Origin of the sequence: Peptoniphilus sp. BV3AC2 (genome assembly GCF_000478945.1) — a bacterium.
Classification (GTDB): Bacteria; Bacillota; Clostridia; order Tissierellales; family Peptoniphilaceae; genus Peptoniphilus_B; species Peptoniphilus_B duerdenii.
In genome coordinates, this window is the sequence record NZ_AWXD01000014.1 from 1 (window position 1) to 4,125 (window position 4,125).

1 protein-coding gene is annotated in these 4,125 nt (G+C 39.4%); it reads right to left on the reverse strand.

Annotation, left to right across the window (positions count from 1 at the left end):
- Window positions 1-839 precede the first annotated feature (839 nt).
- Window positions 840-3,272, reverse strand: coding sequence for a hypothetical protein (locus HMPREF1252_RS09245; RefSeq protein ID WP_023059459.1), 2,433 nt, complete (start codon window positions 3,270-3,272; stop codon window positions 840-842).
- Between the last annotated feature and the right edge of the window lie 853 nt (window positions 3,273-4,125).

Genomic DNA, 4,125 nt, shown 5'->3' on the forward strand with positions numbered 1-4,125 from the left:
CGTCGTAGTCGAACGGGTATAACCCTGGTGGGTCCCACCCTCTCCCCGTCATCCTGAGCGGAAAAGGCAGTAGCCTTTGGAGTCGAAGGATCTCTCCCCTGGTGAGGTTATGTACGGATTGTTTCACTTGCCTAGACTTGACCTTTGGAAGTTATACCCGTTCGACTCACTTCGTTCGCTCAGGGTGACGGCAGTTGGGAGGGTATTCTCTATAAAAGTTCCAGAGGAAGACAGTCACCATAGTGGGGTTATGTACGGATTGTTTCACTTTCAAAAACCTAATGAAGGCGGTCACCCTGAGCGGAGACGGTGAAGCAAAGCGGAACCGTCGTAGTCGAATGGGTATAACCCTAGTGGGTTTATGTATGGATGATTTCAGTTGTATAAACTTGACCTTCGAAGGATCTTACAAATAAATATCTAAAGAAAAGAAATTTACATAAAAATAAATATAAATTTAAAAACTCTTGTCAGTTATGGCAAGAGTTTTTTTTGCGTTTTTGGAGTTTATAACCGTGGGAAGAAAAGGCAATTTTTTCCGAATAAAGAATCAAGCATATAACACATGTGGATTTTTATCCATGCAAAGAGAGGATGTGAAAAAATATGACAAAATTTCTAGAAATTCTAGCTTTGCTAATAATTCTGCAAGAAATCATATCGGCAGAAACTTTAGACATTAACGTAGCCTTGGCTATTATGTACCTAGTTTTAGCAGTTTATAAAGAAATCAAAAACTTATGTAAATAATGAAAAAGGCGGAATCTGGCCGCCTTTTTCTAAAAATAAGCATAAAAAAATCGAGGTTTCCCTCGATTTTTTATTTTAAGATATTAATCTTATTTTGCAACATCAACAATTTTAACTGTTGTTGGAACTTTGTTTTCCATTGGTGCATTGTCAGCTGAATTCATTTCAGTAACTTTTAACATTCCGTCTTTGTTTCCGCTGTTTTCAACTTTGAACTTTCTAGTTCCATCAGCTGTATCAAGTGCAGTTTTAACTTTTCCAAGTTGAGTAGCATCTAATTCTTTAAGATCTGCAACTTTTTTACCATCAGTTAATTGTAGGTCAGCTTTTGTGTTTTCTGTAAGTGCAGGAAGTGTAATTTCTGGTGCAATTAGTTTGTCAATGTCAAGACGAACTTCTTGTCCTGGTCTGTTAACTACGATAGTTCCAGTGAATGTTACAGGTGCTTTATTAGCTTCTAGAGCTGCGTTTACTGCTGCTGCATCATTTACTGATAGATAGTAGTATCCTTCTGCTCCTGGTACTAGAGATTGAGCGTATTTATCAAGTGGAGTGTTAAATTTAACGTCTCCAGCCTTAATTCTCCAATCTCCCTTATCATTTTCAACTGGTTTAGTGAATTGAACTGTTATTTCTAGTTTGTTTTGTCCATAGTTTGGAGCAATCTTAGCTAAGTTTTGTGGATGATCTAGTATAGAAATTACATCGTTGATTACGAAATCTTTAATAAAGAATCCGTTATCTTTATCTCCACCAAGGTTTTCTTTAGAGATTTGAATATAGTTGTTTTCTAGATCTCTTTCATTCCATAGCCCTTCAGTGAAAATAGCTACCTTGTTAAGGTCTACTCTTACACGTGGAATTCTAACTCCATTTTGTCCTTCAAGAGTTAATAGAGTAAGTTGTCCGTGATCACGTTCTACTTTTACAATCTTGAATGATGGATCGTTATTGTAGTCAATTACTAGACCACTTCTGAATACTTCTTTAGTATCTTTGTTAAGATCTAGAGCAAGTACGTTGAATTTTTCGAATTGTCCGTGGTATCCAGCTGTGTTAGTGCTACCAATTCCGTTTGGTCTTTCGAATCCTGGCATAGCTCCTGCATATCTTCTTAAGCTATATTCAGTTACTTCGCCTTTAGTGTTTTCTGCATATAGGTTGTAAAGTCCGTTTGATGGTTGAGTTACTCTTACAAGTAGGTCATCTTTGTATTCTCTGTTAACCATGTTAAATACAACTATTCTAGCTTCAGTAGTTTCTCTTCCAGTAATTCCCTTAGCTAATTCATCATATCCAACGTATACGTTTGGAGTGAATCCATTCTTAGTTTTAACTAGTAAATCTAGTGCAGTTGCTTTTTTAACTTCTGTTAATTGATTTCTGTATGCGTCAGCAACGAAGAATCTTGTGTTAGAAGTAAAGTTTGCTACTACTGGTGTTACTTGCGCTCCGTTGAAAAGATTTTCTGCTGCTTTAAAGTTTTTGTCGTTTACAATAAATGCGTTAGCATAAACTTTGATGTCGTCTTTAGTAACTTTTGCATAGCCTTGAGCTGTTTTATCAGCTACTCCGTACCATCTGTTACCTTCTGTTCTAGCTCCATCTACTGGGTTACCAAGTTCTACGATGTGAGTTGCGTTTCCGTCTTTGTCAGCAACTACTCTTACTAAAGAACCGATGTAAAGTCCGTTAGTTTTGTTAAGTTCTAGAAGTGGAAGATATCCAACGTATCCACTGTTATTTACATATACAGTGTTTGCATTAAGTTTAACTGTGAATGCTTTGTCGCCTTGGTTAAGTCTAAGTTCGCCATTTGCATATCCTGAAACAACACCAAATTTAGTACCGTAGTCTACGTGGTGAGCTGTGTCATATAGATATAGTGCGTTGTAAAGCATTTCGAAAGCTGCTTGTCTAGTTACGAATGCCTTTGAGTCTTTAACTTCAACTCCTGCAAGGATTCCTAGGTTAGCTGCTCTAACCATCCAGTCAGATGGCCATTGGAAGTTTGCAACCATTTTTGGTGTGATTGTGTTGTCTACTAGACATACAAGCATCTTAGCAAGTTCTGCGTAAGATACGTTTCTAGTTGGAAGGAATTTATTTCCTGGGTATCCAGCTAGCATTGGTACGCCTTGAGTGTTCTTTAGGTGGTATGATCCAACTGTGATAACGCCGTTTGCCCAGTTTGAGTTGTCAACGTCAACGTATGGTCTCATAGTTCCTTGTACTAGGTTAGCTAGGTTTTCTAGTCCTTTTCCTAATACTAATAGTCTAGTGATTTCATCTCTTTGAAGATTTTTATCTAGAGATAAATCTGTCTTTTCGTCACCGTCTTTGAAAAGCTTTCTTCCTGATACGATCTTTTCATCAACTAGCCATTGTACTTTAGCTGATGGTGCAGTCTTAGCTGCTTTTTCGATCTTATCTTTTGGAGCTGCTTCTTCAGCGAAGACAGGTGTTAGTGTGCCTAGTACCATAACTAATGCTAGTACTAGTGAAAGAAATTTTTTGTTCATATTGTCTTTCGACCTCCTTAAGATTTTTGTAGAATCTACAAAAGCTTTAAGCTTCTGTCGCAATGTCTTTCTACATTGCATGAAGAGGTGACAATCTGTTTAGTTATTCAGTTGTCATTGTTCCTCTTTGTACTTATTATTATACACTAATGGCGGTAAAAGTAAAATTACATTTATATTACAGTGGCGTGATGGTTTGTAATATTGTTGATATATTGTTGGGGGCGTGGGGAGTGGGGATGGAAGAGATCCCTCGACTTCGCTCGGGATGACCTGGTGGGGTTTGGCGTGATGGTTTGTAATATTGGTGATATATTGTTTTGGGGTTGGGGGTGTGGGGTGGTGGTGTTATACAAGGATTGTTTCACTTGCCTAGACTTGACCTTCGGAGGTTATACCCATTCGACTCACTTCGTTCGCTCAGGGTGACGGCAGTTGGGAGGGTGTCCTCTAAAAAAGTTTCAGAGGAAGACTGTCACCCTGAGTGGAGGGTGGAGGTTTAGCGACACCCGTAGTCGAATGGGTATAACCCTGGTGGGGTTATATACGGATTATTTCACTTGCCTAGACTTGACCTTCTGAAGTTATACCCGTTCGACTCACTTTGTTCGCTCAGGGTGACGGCAGTTGGGAGGGTGTTCTCTATAAAAGTTCCAGAGGAAGACTGTCACCCTGAGCGGAGGGTGGTGGTTTACCGACACCCGTAGTCGAATGGGTATAACCCTGGTGGGTCCCACCCTCTCCCCGTCATCCTGAGCGGAAGAGCCGTTAGGCTCTGGAGTCGAAGGATCTCTCCCCTGGTGGGGTTATACAAGGATTGTTTCATTTGCATGGACTTGTCCTTCTGAGGTTA